This is a genomic window from Cellvibrio sp. KY-YJ-3, from assembly GCF_008806955.1.
GTDB lineage: Bacteria > Pseudomonadota > Gammaproteobacteria > Pseudomonadales > Cellvibrionaceae > Cellvibrio.
The window spans coordinates 583998-600132 of record NZ_CP031727.1; the positions used below are offsets into that span (position 1 = coordinate 583998).

A 16135-nucleotide genomic window follows, 5' to 3' on the forward strand; every position below is an offset into this window, starting at 1 on the left:
GAGCTATTCTGCTGAATCGTGTCGCGTAAATTATCTGTATAAATCTGTATAAAAATGCCTCTCAATTAACGATAAGGTGCATCTATGAATAAATGCTTTCAGCAAGGACTTTTGTCCGCCATGATTATCAGCCTCGTTGCCTGCGGTGGCGGCGGAAGTGGTGGCGGTAATAAATCGTCGGCTCCCGCCAGCAGCGTGGCGCCTAGTTCAGTAGCCGCGAGCTCAGTGGCTATGTCCTCATCCAGCTCGACCGAAACCAGCTCCTCTATGGATGCCAGCTCTACGCCAGCGTCTTCCGTAACACCCAGTTCAACCCCGGCCTCATCCAGCGAGGCTAGCTCCGTCGCAACAAGCAGCCTGGTAGCCACCAGCTCCTCGAATAGCAGCTCATCGGCTCCAGCGGTGGAAACCACCTTTACCGTACGCATCACTCCGCCACAGCTCGATGGCGGCACCGTGGTTAAATCAGGCCGTACCGCTGCGGCTAATAAAGCCGAAGAAGAATCATTGCCCCTCAACCAACTGGCCGTTGTTGTTGTCGATCTGGCCGGTAATGTCGTGCGCACTATCCCGCTCGATGAAACCAACTCTACCCAAAATCCCGACGGCTCATGGTCGATTAGAGTACCGGGCTACCCGCAGCTGGACTGTATTGTGATCGCCAACCTCGATGGTCCAATCACCGTATTTGAGCCAGGCGCCAATGTATTTAACAGTGATCTATTGTTTGCTCCGACAACTGGAGAAGACCTGGAGGTAAGCCTTGCCTCTACCGCCGCTTATCAAAGCTTTGTAGAACAACTGGATGCATTAGGCGGTGAAGGCACTTTTGAAAGCCTGGGCCTGGACGTGACTGATCCCACCCAGTTGACTGTGCTGCAGAACCTGATTCAAACCATTAGCGATGTATTGGAGGACCAGGTTTTTGTAGGGGCAACCAGCATTGCCGCAGCCCTTGCGCAAGTAGAGCAACAGGTCACCGATATTGTTCAGGTGGAAGCCAGCAATGTTCAAGATCAGGTAGATCCGGCAACCAATACCCTGGCAGCGGGTATGCAAGCTGGCGGCGTCTACTGGTTTGAAGCCTTCGAACCCAGCGAGATTTATTACGGCGGTTTCTCCGCACTCAACACACCAGAACAAGAGCGGTATTACGATGGCGATCAATTCCAACCGCTACCCGAATATGAACTTGACGGTGAAGTGGTGTTAACCGCGACTGGCTGGGTCATCTCCGATGACATTTTCCAGGTCACCGCCCTTAACCAAGACGGCTCAGTCAACTTCGGTGCCGCCGATGCCCCCACCAACAGTGCAAACGCCAAGGCAACCCAGGTAATCGACCTTTCTGGCCGCACTATATCGACCTTCTTCGGTGCCTACGGTGATACTCGCGGCTTGGTCTCGCAAATCAATCCAGCCAGTACCTTTGCTGAAGGGGCGCTGGGTTACCGCGTCACTATCCAGAGCATCAATGATCTCTATAGCCTTTGGTACAACACCGGCTATGACTTTGGCAACGGTGTTGTTTGCCTCTGGGATAAAAATGGCGATGGCCAGCTGAATGATTCCCCCACCGCCTACGGCGGCAACTGCGAAACCGTCAATAGTATTGGCTGGAATGCGGAAGGATTTGCGCAATCCAGTGCTGAACTGACAACCATTGCCAGCCTTACTTCACCTGACCTCGCTCCCGGTACCGCAGGCGCCAAACTGATTGCCATCGACTGGCCTAGTGGCGAGGTGATTGGTGTGCAATTAGTGAATGATGCCAACAAAACCGCCAGGTTCTACTTGCACAATTGGTTCGATAACACCCAGACCCTGTTGGGCACCGGCACCTGGGCGCAGTTGACCCTACCTAATCTGGAAGGCGATGCCGCCAATGCCATTGGTTTTGAAATTCCCGCTAGCGTGCGCGCTGAGGGTGATTTTGACGAGGACGAACGCTATGCACTGTTTGCAGTACATGACGGTTTTGTCCGCCGTGGCGACAAAACCAACGCCGGTGATGTACTGGAAACCAGCGAACTGCTGATCAATGGAGTTGCCAAAGACAACCTGTTGGCCGCATTTAACTACCAACCCGCCATCGCCGGCGCCTGGGTCATTGGTGGCGACTATGTGATGTTCCGTAAGGACGGCACCTTCGCTCAAGTGAAAACCAGTAACGAAGACCCTAACTGCCAAGTTGGTTTTGCCTATGGCCAATACAGCTGGAACCCAACCACCGGTGCTTTCTCTGTCGAAATCGATGAGGACACTACTGCCGTTGATCCACAAGACAGCTGTAGTGTGGCGGGAATTGAAACCCTGACTATTACAGGCACCACCATGACCCTGACAGAAGGTGAAGATACTTTTGAACTGACCAAGATCACCGCCTCTGAATCAGCGCCGCTGGCGGGTGCTTGGGCGGTAAGTGAGGCAGGCGACTGGTTCACCTTCACCGGCGATAACACCTTTATCCATGCCAAAATTGAAAATGACGATCCCAACTGTCAAACCGGCTGGGCTAACGGCAGTTTCACCTGGAATGCGGAAACTGGTCTGCTCAGCACCACCGTAGCCCAGGACTTTACCGATGACTTCCCGGAGACAACCTGCACACTGGATGGCGATGTGACTGCCTCACTGGATGGCAACACGCTGTCAGTCACCGTAGAAGAGGATAGTTTGACCCTGAAACGCTTTGGCAACCCACTGAACTAATTATTCAGTTTTGCCCTTTGCAACAAACCCGCCAGCTGGCGGGTTTGTTGTTTTTGGAAGCTACAAAATCAGGCTTAGTCCGCACTACCCACAAAAAACCGCTCGGCAACATCCACTGCGCGTACCCCAATCACCTCTCCCATCAGCCGCCCTGGCATGTCATCCATGGGGGGGTGAATACCACCCCAAATGCGCGACAAGCTGCACTGGTCAGCGGCATCGCGATAGGTCGCCCACTGCAAGGTCAAATCCACACTCGGCCCCTCTTCGAACACCAGATATTCATTGCGGCGCACCGGGAATTCGCCCAAGCCGCCGGGAAAATAGGCATCGCCGGTAAAGGCCGTGAGCACCTCCGCGGCAGCGCGGGAAAAGGTGGAGTGCCCGGAAACATAGCCACCAAAAGGCGGCGATACAAAACTGGGGCGCTGGTAGGGAAACCAGTTTTCCGCCAACACCCAGCCCACCCCGGCGGTATCGCTGGCCGGATCGCTAATCGCCGTAGGCCCACGCCATGCGCGCAGCTTGATTTTGCCCACATGCTGGTTGCGATTACCGCTGAGTAAATCGCCAAACTCCACAATCTCGATAAACCCCGGGTCGAGCGGAATCCCCTGCGGGTGGTAATTATTGCGCGTGGAATCGCTGCTCTGCCCTAGGTCAGCCATGGCGCGAATCGCCGAAATGGGGCGCACATAGTCGTACCAACCCTTCACGCCCCAGGCCGCAATGGCAGCATCATGCATGGCACCCCCAAGTGCAAAATAACCCTTCACATCCCACTCCAGGCTACCCAATGACTGTCCTTGGCCGCGAAAGCGTTTCGCCAGGCGCGCATCCTGACTGATGCCGTTAAAAATCTTGAACCAATGACCGGGTGGGGTTTCGGAACTGGGGCCATCGGCCCAGAACTCAGCCAGCACCCGGGTGTAGTCACCACGCGGCACCCATTGCGGGGCGTAGGGCGCACCGGTTTTGGGGTTAAGCCTGTACCCCTGCTCGGAGGCACCACCGCTGTGTTCGTCGTAAAAGTAGCGATGATCACCAAACAAACGCGGTAGTTCCGCCGCGTTGCCTAAACTCGCTGGAGAGATATCGATCATCACCCCATCGGCGGGATCAAGGTGTGCCGACCACTTGGCCACTAACGCAAAACTCCACTGATAATTGGCGGGGTCAGTATCCTTCAAACTCGGCGGCTGCCCTGGATCAAGGTATACCGCATAGGGGTTACCCGCCCGTTCGTAGCGCTGTAAATCCCTATCCTGCAGCGCAAACGGCAAAGTATTTCCCCACTCGGCGCCGACAAAACTCGCCGCGCCATTGCTGATCACATTGCCGCCCTGGTCCACAAATACGTCCAATGTAATTGGCTGCCAGCGATCAACATCGCCGATTGTCGGGTTGCCGGGTAAAAAAGGGGCAATGGGCTGATTCCCCGGCTGATAGTAGCGGTTGGCGTGAGAACCCGCCTCATTGGAACCATCCTGCAGGCCGTAATCGATATAACAGCGGGCGATGTAATTGCCCAATGCTGCGGGAGTCAGCGGGTTTAGATCTACGGAGTCGTATGCGGGGTCGTAGCCCAACTCGCGCATCAACCCTTCAGCTAAAGCCAGGGTATGCGCGTACCCGGGCGATTCGCGGTAGCGGTGTTTGATCAGCTGATAAGTGGCGTAACTGATCGCCTCCTCGCGCGCCGGTTGCGCATCGGTCAATGCGGGGCGCTGCGGCAAGGAGCAGCTGAAATCGTGGCGGTTTTTGCCTAATAAATAGGTATCCGGCAATGATTGAGTGGAATTGGGTGGGGTATAAATCGCCCAAGCATCGTAACTGGCCGCGGCAATATGAAACAGGTTGCGCGCCTGCACCGGCGGCCGCACCCGATCCTTGCGGATCGACTCCAACACCACCTCATTCCACCGCTGCGCCACCGACACCGACCGATTATCAGGTGTTTGCGCAATCGCTGGCGAAGCACGATTGGAATCACCTCCACAGCCCACCAGTAAGCCAATAACTAAAAGCCCAATCGCCCACTGAAGGCGACGGGTTAAACAGATCGAAACGGCGTTCAACATAGATGAATTCACTGGTTTATTGAGTAATAACCCATTTTAGGTGGCACCTCACGACAGCGCATCCCTTATTTGAAAGATGGTTTTGCGCTGGTGTGACAGCCCCCCTTTATAAAAAAACCCGCCAGATGGCGGGTTTGTTGTTTAGGCGAGGAAGAAACTATTTGTTGTCCTTCAGCATCACCTTGCGGAAATGTTCGCCTTGCATGGTGGGTTCATAGTTGTCGTAGCTGGTGAAAAGTTGGGGCGACCAATCCGGGTCGAAGACCCAGGCTACCCAGCTGATGCCTTTGCTGTTGAAGTAGTCGGTGATGCGTGGACCGTAGCCGCCTTCGTCGATAACCGGGATGTGGGCGCCTTTGTCGGTGGCGCGTTGGTAGCCGATCTCGGTGGCGAATACTGGGTATTTATCGGCCATAAAACCAAAGTCGCGCTCCCAGTTGGCTTGGTAAGGCGCGCCGACTTTTTGTGGGTAGGGGTGACTTACATAGGCGATGTTTTGGCGATCTATAGGGTCGGCCGCCGCTTCCTTGAGGTCATAGGCCCAGTTAAAACCGGCAACCAGTGCAATGGCTTTGGGGTTGTGGGCTTGAATAATGGTGATGGCCTCTTCGTTAATGGCTTTCCAATCCGCCCAACTCACTACCCCCAAACGACCATTGAATACCGTTGGCTCGTTGAAAATCTCATAGAAGGCGACGGAGTTAACGCCGTTGTAGCGCTCGGAAACACGGCGCCAGAAATCAAAGGTTTCGCCTTTGGTGGTGTGGTAGGAACTGTTTTGGAACATTTCGGATTTGAGGTTGCCGATGGAGTGCCAGTCGATAATGGTGTACATGCCCAGTTCGTTGTTCCAGGCCACTACCTGATCCAGCAGCTCTAAATAGCCTTTTACGCCGCGCTCTTTCCATGCGCGCGGGTGCACTGGCACCCGCACCACGTTGGCGCCCCAGCTGCGAATCACTTCAAAGTGTTTTTTGGTGAAGCGTTTGTCCTTGGCGATTTTGTCGGGGTCGGAAATATTGACGCCGCGAAACACCAGAGTCTTGCCCTGCTCATCCACAAAGCGATTGCCGTCCACTTTGATCAGCGGGAGCTGACGGCTGACTTTGGTTTTATCAAACGCGGGAACATCGCTGGCATTCCACCAGCCACTGGCGGTTTCCCAAGCGTTGTCGGCCTGCACCAAGCCGCTGAAGGCAAATGCCAAGGCGGCCAGTAGCAGGCGCGGGAGAGTAAGTGCGGTATGCATAGTTATGTCTCTTTGGTTATTGTTGGAGAGACAATATGTAACCGATGACAGCCGGTTATGCCACGAGGTTTGCGCTAATTTACGCCGCGGGCTATTGCGGGCGCCGCTTAGCGTTCGATTTTATAAATCAGATCCACGGTTTTGGTTTCGCCGGACTCCGCCTCAATGCGGAAGCTGTCGGTGAGTTGATATTCAATGCCAAAGCTGAACGCCTGATCAAAAATGCCCACCACGTAGCGCACCAGCAGTTTGGGGGTCAGGTATTTGCCCACCCACAATTGGCTCTGGTCGATGCCGTCATCGGATTTCACTTCCAGCTGATCGACGCGGAAGAAGCGGTTGATCTCGGCGGTGATGGAGCCGCCCGAATCCATGCCCAAGCCGCTCATGGCGCTGAGCAGCAGCGAGGCGTCGGCATCGGAGGCGTCTTTGATAGGTTTGCCGGTGAGCAACATCATCATCGCTTCGCTGTCACTGCGGCTGGGCGAGGAGAAGACTTTGGCTTTCGGGCGCTGCAGGGTGCCGTCGATATCCAAGCCCACTTTGGTACTGTCGCTATCGCGGATTTGGCGGGTGGCGCGAATATCCAACCCGGGGTTGTCGTAAGGGCCTTGAAACGCCAGGCGGCCGCGCTCGATGGTCAGGGTTTGGCCGTAGGCTTTATAGCTACCTTCGGACACACTCACATAACCGTTGGTAAAGAAGGGGCGATGGGCCTCCTTGAGCAAATTCAGCCGGCCAGTGAGTTTACTGCTCAGGCCGAAGCCTTTGAAACTCACATCCTTACCCAGGGATAAGTTCAGGTTGCTGTACACGCTGAAGGGCGATACCGACTGCTCTTGCAGGAATTTCTCATCCACGATCACGACGTCGGAGGACACCTGGGTCGCCGAGGGCGGCAGGCTTTTGATATTGGCGCGCGCCCAGGGAATCACCGCGTCGCCGGTGAGGTGCATAGCGCTGGCATCGGCGGTGACTTTGATATCGGGCGAGAGGTTGGCCTTGAGTTGCGGCAGGGATACCACGCGGAAATCCGTGCCATTAATAAACGCCTGGGCACGCCAGTTGGCGGTGCCAAAACCGTTGAGATCGCCCACCAGCGTCATCCGTCCATCACCCGACTGCACCTGACTGACCAGGCTGATAACGCCGGCGCGGGTGGAATTGAGGTTCAGCTCTATGCCCTGCAAGTCCAGCCCCAGACGCGTCATGTTGGCGCCGCCATTGCGCAGATTGATATCGCCCAGTAAATAGGGCGCACTGAAACTGCCACCGGCAGTCAGGTCGGCACTGAGCTGGCCTTTCACGTCATTGGTAAAGGGCAAGAGGGTTTCCAGCGGGGCAATATTGTGGAAGTTCACCTGCAAGCGCGCGCGCTCGATGGCTTGTTGTTGCAAGTCCAACAGGCTGTCCAGATCCATCCGCCCGTAACCCACCCACTCCAGCCCGGCGGTAGCGCTCAGTTGCGCGTTTTGCAATTGCGCGCGCAGGGCGAAATCTTTCCAGGGGTAAATATCGGTCACACCACCGGCGTATTGGTAGCGCAGCTCGGCGTTGCGGGTCGTCACATTAAAGTTGGCGCTGGTGCCGGCGAGGGACAAATCGGGCGACCTGAGCGTGAGGTTGCCATCCATCACCCCGGCAAAATAGACCTCGGTTTTAAACAGCGATAAAAACTGGCGCAGGGGCACGGCGTCCAATTGGGCATCCAGACTGGCACCGGTGGCGCTCGCCCAATCGCCCTCAATACACAGGCGCGGCAGGTTGTATTTTTCGATCGTGCTGGCTGGTAGCGCCGGTTGGTTAACCAGCCAGGCGTAAGGGGTTGTTGGTAGCGGCGATTGATTAGGCAGCCACTCAGCGCGCAGCTGCTCGTTCTCAATATCAGTGTCGCGCACCACAGCGGCAGTGAGGTTGGTGCGGGTAGTCAGGCATTGCTCACCCAACAATAGCCCCGTCGCACTCACCCGAATCGGTTTGCTGGAGGTGAGCCACCAGCGCGGCACTTTGGTCAGTTTCACCGCCAGCTGGTTCAGGCTGCCCTGCCAGGCGTAATCGCCATACTCCCCCTGCACACCAATATCCGCGCGGCCCAAACTGGGGCTGCGCACTATGGCCTGCAGCTGATGTTTGGCCACCGAGCCGGAACCTTTTAGCGTGAGGCTGGAAAAATACTGCTGCGCCAACTGCACGCGGTTAGCGACAAAATTGAGCTGGTAGCGCTCCTGCAGCAGCTCACCCGTGAGCAGGTTGATAGGGTTTGCCAAGGGCGGCGCGACGCTGGATGCCTGCACCGCCGGTGTTTCTGCCGCCAGCGCTGGCCCAACCAAAGGCTCCGCTTGGGGCGCTTGCGGGGCGAGGGACAACTCCAGTTTTTCCAGCGCATAGCGCCGTCCCCAGGAGAATTTGTTGGCGCTGGCGGTGAGGCTGATACGCGGATGGGTGCGGTCACCGCGCAGCTCGCCTTTACTGATCACACTGCCGGAGATACTTTCGTCGATTTGCTGCAACAGCGGCGCATTGATATTCCACTGCAGATTGATGTCATTGCCCACTTCCCCTTTGAGCTGTAGTTGGTTGGCGCCGACTATCAACTCCAGCGCGTCGCTGCGCAGGCTGTTGCCATCCACCGCCAATTCACCGCTACCCAGCACATTCACTCCGCGCAATTCGCCCTCGATGCGCAAGTCGCGCAGCGCCGCCTGCCACTGCGATTCCTTGAGGCTGCCGCTGGTGCTAAAACTGGCGTTGAGGTGGCTCGGCCAGTTATCGACGATACCCGCGAGGTTAAAGGCTTTGGCTTCCACCGCGAGCTGCCACTCCAGCGCGGGCAACCAGTTGACACTGCCGGTGATGTTCAAACGCGCCGCGCTGTTGGGCGAAGCCTCATCACTGACTGCCGGGGTGTTGGCACTGGCAACGGGGTGCGGGGCGACATCCGCTGTGGTATCGGTCATGGCCGGTGCACTGGATGCCACTGCCGAGCTGCTCGTGGCGATAGCCTGCAGGCGTTCACCCAATTCGCGGATACTCAGGATCTGTATTTGCAGGCCACCCAGATTGCCATTTACCTGGCTGTTGAGCGCCAGCGCGGGGGCATCGGGCAGCTGGATCGCCCCCTCTACAGTCGCGCGATAGGCCTGCCAATTCCCCTCGGCTTTGAGCAGACCGCGTGTTACCGGCGCAGTTTTCTCTGCCATCCACCAGGCGGCGGGCAGGGTTTGGGCGGGCCACTCCAGCACCAGTTGCAAGGCGGGTGCAAGATCCAACTCGCGCTGTTCGTTGACCAAAGCCCCCGAGGCCTGGGCGCTCAGCTGTACCGGCGAGTCAAGTTGATTATCCAGCTGCAGCTGCAACAAGCTGCCCTCCAGCTGGCTCAGGCCGCGATAAAGCAAGCCCTCGGTGTTAGCGTCCGGCGCGGGCTGTTGCCACTGCCAGTTCAGCGCCGCATGGGAATCGTAGGGGTAATCCAGACTGGTGCGGCCGGTCAGGCGCAGTTGGTAGTCGCGGTGAATCAGGCTCAGGTCGCGGTAGCGCAGGTGAAAAGTACCCAAGCTTAAATCGCCACTGAGCCTTTCCCACTGCAGCGGCTGCTCACCTTGCTGGAAGCTGATGTGGCGCAGATCGAGATTGCGCAGTTGCACCCGCACCGGTAGCCGCAGGCTGGGCCAAGCGCTAAAAGGGGCGGCAGCGGGTTGCTCCTCCGGGGCGACGGGTAGTTTCAGGCTGATGCGCTGGGCGCTGAGGGAATCGATCATCAACGCGCTGTAAAGCAAGTCGATAGGACGCCAGCGAAAAGAGACCTGCTCGGCGTGAAACTCCACCTCGCCCTGCTGATAATCCACCGTTTCGATATCCAGGCCAGTGCGCAAGTTGCCCGTCATAGGCCCCAAGGCGACATCGGCCAGCGCCGCAAGACGGGTGACCACCCAGCGGCTGCCGGTTTGGGTTTCAAGCAGCGCACTCAGGGTCGCAAGCAGAATTAACAGCAGCGCGACAAGACTAAAAAACCAATTGCGAAACTTGCGTAAGGTCATGATTACAAATCCGGCCCCATGCTGATGTGCCACATCCAGGACTTTTCATCGTCCAGCGCTTTGGCCACATCGATACGAATCGGGCCGATGGGAGAGATCCAGCGCACACCGACACCGGCGCTACGCTTGAAATCAATATTGGTATCGTCAGCGGCGTTACCCTGATCGTAAAACAGCGCCGCCACCCAATTGGAATCCTCCAAGCGGTAGTCGTATTCAATGCTGGTCACCAACAGGTTATTGCCGCCAATCACTTCCTCGGCGGCGGCCGGGTCCTCCAGCGGGCCGGAAAAATCCTCACCGTAGATATTGCGCGTTGGCCCCAGGGATTTGTATTCATAGCCGCGCACGCTGGAATCGCCACCGGCAAAAAAGCGCACCGAGGCCGGCAGTTGATCCACATTATCGGTCTCGGTAATACCCAGCTCGGTGCGCAGCAAAATCCGCCCATAGGCAAAGCCCTTCACGTATTTGGCGCGGCCATAAAACTGCGCAAAACTGAAGTCCGAGCCGATACTTTTGGGGGAGCCGGAAATGCGCCCAAGCGCCGACCACCCGCTCAAGGGGTAGGGCGAACCGTCGGTTTTGGTGCGCAAAACCGACCAGGACGGGATAATCAAATCGCTGCGCTGGGGCAACATACGCCCAATGGTAGATTCCTCCTGAATGTAATCCAGCGCATAGGTCTGCAGCCATTTGTTGTCGTGATAATAGGAATAGCTGCTGCCGTAGGTGTATTTTTCGCTGAGCGAGGTCACCGTCTCCTCTTCCAGATAGCCGGTGTAAAAGCGCAGAAATTCATAGGCCGGGCGACGCATGGGAATGGTGTAGGTGGCTTGCGCGCTTTTTTTAATGTCGGACGCCGCCAGGTCCGCGTTAAAGCGGTGGCCGCGCCGGTTTACATAGCGATCCTCAAAACCGAGCAATACCCGCGGCTCATCGGCTTCAATACCGGCACCCATGGAGTAGGCATGACGCTTGCGCTGCTCCAGGTCGATATTGATAGGCACCTGATGATCCTCCAGCGCCTGCAGGTCGGGCGACACGCTCGCCACTGCAAAATAATTGCTGGCGTTGTACACATTTTTTAACTCCAGCAATTCATCGGTATCGTAATAATCGCCGGGTTTGATGTTGTAGTAGCGCTGCAGAAAATCCTCATCGAGGATCGAGTGCTGCAGGTTGATCTCGCCAATCCGGTAGCGCTTGCCGGTGTCGTACACCAGCGCAATGACCGCACTTTTTTCCGCGACATTGACCGATACCTGCGACTGCTTGAACTCGGCATCAAAATAACCGTGCAGTGACGCGAGCGAACTGAAGCGCGCCTTGAGGGTTTCATAGCGGCCGTGATTGAGGCGATTGCCCAGTTTGATGCCGGGTTTGTCGTAGAGTGATTGGAAAATTGAATCCTGGCTGCCCTCGCCGAGGATTTCAATGCGCAGCTCGGTCACCAGGATCGGGTCGCCCGGCGTGAGCTGCATATTCAAGCCCCAGCAATCTTTATTGCGCACCAGCTTGGCCTCGTACTCCAATTCGTAAAAGCCGAGCGCTTGGGCGGCAGCGGTGATTTCTGCCGCGCTGTCATTGAGCATGGTATTCAGCCGCCACAGCGGCGTGGTGCAGCTCTCCTCGGCCAGGCTCAGGTGCAGGCGCACATTTTCGCGCAGGCCTTTGGTGCCGCCAGTGATGTCAATTTCCGGCTCGGCGGCCTGCACCTGCGGGCTGCCCGTCAGCCACAGCGCAGCCACGGACAACACCGCCACCACAGAGCGCATGCGAAATGGAAAAATAAAGCGAGTGACTGGGGGAGAGAACAATCCGGGTATCTTCATGATGTAGACGCAGGCGTTACTGTAACTGCTTGGTTCCTTCACTAAAAGGTTAATCGTGTGACAATCTTGTTCGGGTATTTATCCCCTTGGGCCGCTATAATTCCGCCCCCTTGCCTGTCTCCCTGGATCGCCCCCTATGCTCAGCTACCGCCACGGTTATCACGCCGGCAATTTTGCCGATATTCTCAAACACACCGTGCTGATACACATGCTGGAGTATATGACGCAAAAAGATAAACCCCTGCGCATTATCGATACCCACGCGGGCGCCGGTGTGTACAAACTGAGCGGCCCACAGGCGCAAAAGAACCGCGAGTTTGATACGGGCATAGGCCCGCTCTGGACTAGCAGTGAAAAACCCGCCGCCCTCGCCCGCCTGCTGGAGCTGGTACACACCCTGAACGAGCGCGGCCCACTGCAAATTTACCCCGGCTCGCCGCTGATTGCGCAGACCCTGATGCGCCCCATCGACCGCCTTTTCCTGCACGAACTGCACCCCAGCGACTACCAATTCCTGCGCGATGCCATGCGCAGCGACAAGCGCGTCAAAGTGCTGGATGAAGACGGCTTCGCCAGCCTGCAAGCACTGCTGCCGCCACTGGAACGCCGCGCGCTGGTATTAATCGACCCCTCCTATGAAATCAAAAGTGACTACCACCAGCTGGTGAAACAGGTGATTAACGCCCACAAACGTTTTGCCGTGGGCAGTTTTGCGATTTGGTACCCGGTGGTGAACCGCGCGCGGATTGACGAAATGGAGCTGGCACTGAAAAAATCCGGCATCAAAAATATTCAATTGATGGAATTCGGTATCGCACCCGACAGCCTTGAACACGGCATGACCTCCAGCGGCATGATAGTCATCAACCCGCCCTGGACACTCTGGGGCGCGATGGAGGAAACCCTGCCCTGGTTAGTGGATAACCTGAGTGAACCGGGTCAGGGGTTTTACCGCCTGGAACAACTGGTCGCCGAAAAGTAGTTTCCGCAACAGAGACGTTAACCCGCACGGGAGCAAGAAATCGCTATGAGCACCATGACTCACGCCAAACGCGCCGCCATCGCCAGTGCATTTATCTTTCCTGGCGCTGGCCTGTTTATGCTCGGCCAGCGGCTACGCGGCTGCGTATTCGCGGTGCCCGCCGCGCTGATTATCGGGCTGCTGTTTATCAACCTGTTGCAGGTTGCGCTGCAGCTTTCCAACGAGTTGGATGCCAAAGCCAAACGCGGTGATTTTGGTCTGGACATCCCCTATCTGTGGAATAGCCTGCACGGCGCCGTGTTTGAATCGCCCTATTGGGCCGAGGGCAAATGGCTGCTGCTTGCCGCCTGGCTGTTCAGCATTATGAGCTCCTACGCGGTGGGCAAAAAACGCGATCTGGAAGAACAGCAAGCCACCACAACCCCTGACACCCACGAACCACACTAAACCATCCAGCGCTGGAGCAACCATGCAGGCATCCCTTATCGCCATAGGCCTATTGTTTTGCAGCAATATTTTTATGACCTTCGCCTGGTACGCCCACCTCAAGGAGCTGAATAACAAACCCTGGATTATCGCCGCCTTTATTAGCTGGGGCATTGCACTGTTTGAGTACCTGTTGCAGGTGCCGGCCAATCGCATTGGTTACACGGTGATGTCAGTGGGCCAGCTCAAAATCCTGTAGGAAGTGATCACCCTCAGCGTGTTTGTACCCTTTGCGCTCTTCTACCTCAAAGAGCCGCTCAAGCTGGATTACCTCTGGGCTGGCTTATGCCTTTTGGGCGCAGTATTTTTTATGTTTAGGGACAAAATAACAGGATAAAGCCCCTCGCTTTTCCGGCAAATGGCGCGAATATCAACTATAAATAACTAATACGCGAATGCCATTTGCTCCCGGACATAACCACAACAACTCCGCAGCCAGGGCATCAGCATCAACCGCTTACCCGTAGCAGACCTGCCCCTCATCACAACGGAACCTGTAATCAGTCAGAGCGGAACTTGTCTCAGCCACACTGGCGCAGCGCCGCTGGCAGGTCGCTATCATTATGACCAAGGCCAGATCGTGGATCATCAACCGCCCAACACCAAGGCTGTAAGCGACCCATTACAGCCACTGCCCGCAGCCAAAGGCGCCCAACCCGCCCGCACCGGCGTCGCCTGCGACAGTTTTACCAAAACCAAGACCAAACGCCTGGTGCAAATTCTGCGCGTCACCCAAATCGCCCTGCTGCTGGTAAGCATTATCACCATGACCGCCGCGCGCTATGACGACAGTTTTATCATGATCGCCACCGGCATTTTTTTATTCAGTGTGGACTGGGCGATTTATAAAAAACGCGCGCTGCTGGGTGCGACGATTTTTCTCATCACCCTCACCCTGATGCTCTCTTATCTCGCGTGGATGGGCAGCGGCATTCGCGATACCGCGCTGCTGGGTTACTGCGGGGTAATGGTATTTGCCGCCATGCTCGGCAACAAACGCCTGCTCGTGTGTTTAGTCGCACTAATGGTGGCCGTGCTCGCCGCCATCAGCTACGTCAACCACTTCCAACTGCATCAACATGTGATTGAGCCAACCAACCTCGCCACCGGCAGTATTACCATTATTATTTTATGTGTGATTGCAATTGCAGTGGCGCTGCTCGCGCAGGACTACCGCGCGGCACTCAATGAATTAGCGCGCGAAAACGAGCGCATGATCAATATTCAAAATCATATAGAGCGCCTCATCAGCCACGATTCACTCACCGGCCTGCCCAACCGCAATTTGGCGCAGCGCAATTTTCAAAAAATTTATACACAAGCCAAACAACAGCAGCAATTGCTCGGCATTATTTTTATCGATCTGGATAATTTAAAACCCATCAACGATTCACTCGGGCATCAAGCGGGCGATCAGATTTTAAAAGAAGTGGCGCTGCGCCTGCTCAGCTACACCAAAAAAGTCGATTCGGTATGTCGCTATGGCGGCGATGAATTTATTGTATTTTTGCCCAACATTGAATCCGCCGACCAAGCATCACAAGCGAGTTTGGACATACTGCAATTGGTGTCAGAAAATTACCTCTACCGCAATATTGAAATTTTCTGCACCTGCTCCATCGGTATCGCCCTCGCCCCACAAGACGGTGAAGACCTGGATACACTGATTAAAAAAGCCGACATGGCCATGTATCACTCCAAGGATTCCGGGCGCAACAGTTTCCGCTTTTTTAACCCGGCGATTAATCGCAACATGCTCGACCATATCAGTTTAATTTCCGGGATGCGCAAAGCGTTGCAAGAAAAAAATTTCAGTTTGCACTACCAACCCAAAATTGATTTACGCACCAATCGCATTTGCGGCTTTGAAGCACTGCTGCGCTGGCAACACCCCGAACAGGGTTTTATTTCACCCACTATTTTTATCCCGCTCGCGGAATCCTCAGGTTTAATTATTCAATTGGGCGAATGGGTTATTCAAGAAGCCTGTCGCCAAGCCAAACACTGGTACGATAGTGGCCTGCTGCAATTTACCATCGCTATTAATATTTCCTCCATTCAATTCAAACGCGGCAATATCGACAACCTGGTATTAGGCGCACTCGCCACCAGCGGCCTGCCACCACAATATCTGGAATTGGAATTAACCGAATCACTATTAATTGAAGACAGCGACCGTTTGGCGAGCACACTGGCACACCTGCGCAGCGAAGGTGTTCACCTATCCATCGACGATTTTGGCACCGGCTATTCCAACTTGGGGTATTTGAAAAAATTTGAAGTAGAAGCACTGAAAATTGATCAGTCCTTCGTGCGCAAAATGGATGACCAAAGTAACGACGCCGCCATAGTGCGCGCCATCATCCAAATGGCCAACAGCCTCGGCCTAAAAACCATCGCCGAAGGCGTAGAAGACGCCCCCACCCTCGCCCTGCTGCGCAGCCTGGGCTGCACCCAAGCACAAGGCTATTATTGGGCACGCCCCATGGCCGCCGAGGAAGTCCCTATTTTTTGTGAGCTGTGGGACAAAAACCACTCTGCTTAAATTAGCGTCAAGACTCGGAGCGGTAAAGATTTTTACCGCAGGTTTTACATACATGCAGATTTAATACTTTGGAACCAATATTACCGGCCTGCCTAATATAAATTTGCCGTCCACCGCAACGAAAACACTCAACCCCATGGGCATGCACTAACTGCGGGTGCTGATTTTTATAACATTCAAACGTAGCAAGTGCCTTGTATTTTCGTAG

General features: G+C 55.6%; 8 protein-coding genes and 1 pseudogene. 5 read left to right on the plus strand and 4 right to left on the minus strand.

What is annotated here, in order from left to right:
• Positions 1-84: 84 nt before the first annotated feature.
• Positions 85-2712, plus strand: a complete 2628-nt coding sequence (locus tag D0B88_RS02595) for a hypothetical protein (protein WP_151054807.1) — start codon at positions 85-87, stop codon at positions 2710-2712.
• A gap of 74 nt (positions 2713-2786) precedes the next feature.
• On the opposite strand, the gene D0B88_RS02600 is transcribed toward D0B88_RS02595, so the two are convergent.
• The 4 genes from D0B88_RS02600 to D0B88_RS02615 form a co-directional block, all read right to left on the minus strand.
• On the minus strand, positions 2787-4793 hold the full coding sequence (locus D0B88_RS02600) for a vanadium-dependent haloperoxidase (protein WP_225318503.1): 2007 nt from the start codon (positions 4791-4793) through the stop codon (positions 2787-2789).
• 157 nt (positions 4794-4950) lie between these two features.
• Positions 4951-6042, minus strand: a complete 1092-nt coding sequence (locus D0B88_RS02605; RefSeq protein ID WP_007639596.1) for a glycoside hydrolase family 5 protein — start codon at positions 6040-6042, stop codon at positions 4951-4953.
• 107 nt (positions 6043-6149) lie between these two features.
• The gene (locus D0B88_RS02610) at positions 6150-10079 is read right to left on the minus strand and encodes a translocation/assembly module TamB domain-containing protein (RefSeq protein WP_151054809.1); all 3930 of its coding nucleotides are present in this window, start codon (positions 10077-10079) and stop codon (positions 6150-6152) included.
• Positions 10080-10081: 2 nt separating this feature from the next.
• Complete coding sequence (locus D0B88_RS02615; protein WP_225318504.1) at positions 10082-11914, minus strand: autotransporter assembly complex family protein; 1833 nt, start codon at positions 11912-11914, stop codon at positions 10082-10084.
• Positions 11915-12050: 136 nt separating this feature from the next.
• Between D0B88_RS02615 and D0B88_RS02620 the strand changes: the two genes are divergently transcribed.
• The 4 genes and pseudogenes from D0B88_RS02620 to D0B88_RS02635 all read left to right on the plus strand — a co-directional run bounded on the left by D0B88_RS02620 (position 12051) and on the right by D0B88_RS02635 (position 15927).
• On the plus strand, positions 12051-12896 hold the full coding sequence (locus D0B88_RS02620; RefSeq protein WP_151054811.1) for a 23S rRNA (adenine(2030)-N(6))-methyltransferase RlmJ: 846 nt from the start codon (positions 12051-12053) through the stop codon (positions 12894-12896).
• Between the two features lie 45 nt (positions 12897-12941).
• Positions 12942-13343 carry a hypothetical protein gene (locus D0B88_RS02625; protein ID WP_151054813.1) on the plus strand — a complete coding sequence of 134 codons (402 nt, stop codon included), beginning with the start codon at positions 12942-12944 and terminating at the stop codon, positions 13341-13343.
• Positions 13344-13365: 22 nt separating this feature from the next.
• Positions 13366-13719: pseudogene (locus D0B88_RS02630) on the plus strand (DMT family protein).
• Positions 13720-13962: 243 nt separating this feature from the next.
• Complete coding sequence (locus D0B88_RS02635; protein ID WP_151054815.1) at positions 13963-15927, plus strand: bifunctional diguanylate cyclase/phosphodiesterase; 1965 nt, start codon at positions 13963-13965, stop codon at positions 15925-15927.
• Positions 15928-16135 lie beyond the last annotated feature (208 nt).